The following is a 1154-nucleotide window of genomic DNA, read 5'->3' on the forward strand; positions in this document are numbered from 1 at the left end:
CTTCCTTCTCAGCATGCGCCAGACGAGTCAGCTTGCAGTCACCGCCTACTAGCGCGCCGCGATGCTCCAGCGGCAGAACGGCCAGGATTGCGGGTGTCAGCTGGCGGACCCGATCCCGGCAGTCTTCGGTATCGAAACGGTTATCGAGCCAGCGGAACAACTTCTGTCGGGCGCGGCTGATATCTGCCGGAAACTCGACACCCTCACCGCCGCAGCTGCGCCACTGATCCACGATGTGAGCGGCTACAGCGTCCTGCCCTGCTGCCGCTGCCCAGGCGCGGACAGCGTCGCGGATCTCACTGTGGTCGGGTAGGTCATCAGCGCTTTGAGAGCGATTTATCATCGCTGTCTGCAAAAACGGGTTACTCTGCTGATATGTAAGTGTTTGCATTGTTAAAGCTCCCGTTGTGGTAAGCCGTCAGTAGGGTTGGGGTAGATATCGCTACGAATTTCATGTGGCGTAATTTCCCACTCAAGCAATTTGCAGATCGGCAGTACACGATGAGCCGGAACCTCATGGTTCAACCAAAGGCTTACTGCCTGTGATGTAGTGCCAAGCTTTTTTGCTATTTCGGTTTGGGTCATTACAGCGCAAACTCGTTGTTTGATGGATTTCGTCATATCAAGACCTCAGTTGTTGAAAACCAAGATTACAATATGAAAATTATTTTTTCAATGCTGATTGAAAATTATCTTTGCAATGCGGAATGAAAGGCTACCTTGTAGAATGGAAGGCATGAAAACAGCACCCCATGAAGCGTTTGCCTACCGGCTCCAGCTCGTAAGAGATGAGTTCGGGTGGAACATGTCAGATATTGCCAGGAGAGCGATGGTTACTCCCCAGGCGGTCCAGCAATGGGCGAAAGGGGAGTCAGCTCCTAGAGGAGAAAGGCTGAAACGCCTAGCCGCCGCTACTGGCAAACCGGAGCATTGGTTTTTCATGCCCCCAGAAGCTGGCGATAATGCCCTAAGCGCTGACGCTGCCCCCCGGCAGCTAGATGAGAAAGAAACTGCCTTGCTTGCATTGTTTAATCAAATGCCCGAGGCGGAAAAATTACGCCTTATTGTCCACGCTAAAACTACTCTCCAGCAACTGGACCTTCTTAAGGATGATGTGTTAAGCATCATTCAAAGCATTCAGAAGTAAGAATCTC

3 protein-coding genes are annotated in these 1154 nt (G+C 51.6%); 1 reads left to right on the forward strand and 2 read right to left on the reverse strand.

From position 1 onward, the window contains the following. Together FN633_RS02715 and FN633_RS02720 are read right to left on the reverse strand one after the other, a co-directional pair. Window positions 1-391: toxin YdaT family protein (locus FN633_RS02715; protein ID WP_154058802.1), on the reverse strand; the 391-nt coding region annotated here is incomplete at its 3' end. Between the two features lie 2 nt (window positions 392-393). Further along, window positions 394-621 (reverse strand): transcriptional regulator, encoded by a 228-nt coding sequence (locus tag FN633_RS02720; RefSeq protein ID WP_072015293.1) that lies wholly within the window; start codon window positions 619-621, stop codon window positions 394-396. A gap of 106 nt (window positions 622-727) precedes the next feature. Here FN633_RS02720 and FN633_RS02725 point away from each other — a divergent pair, with 106 nt between their 5' ends. Continuing rightward, entirely contained in the window at window positions 728-1147 is a 420-nt protein-coding gene (locus FN633_RS02725) for a helix-turn-helix domain-containing protein (RefSeq protein ID WP_154056644.1), read from the forward strand. Window positions 1148-1154: the final 7 nt, after the last annotated feature.

Source organism: Pseudescherichia vulneris (genome assembly GCF_902164725.1).
Lineage (GTDB): Bacteria > Pseudomonadota > Gammaproteobacteria > Enterobacterales > Enterobacteriaceae > Pseudescherichia > Pseudescherichia vulneris.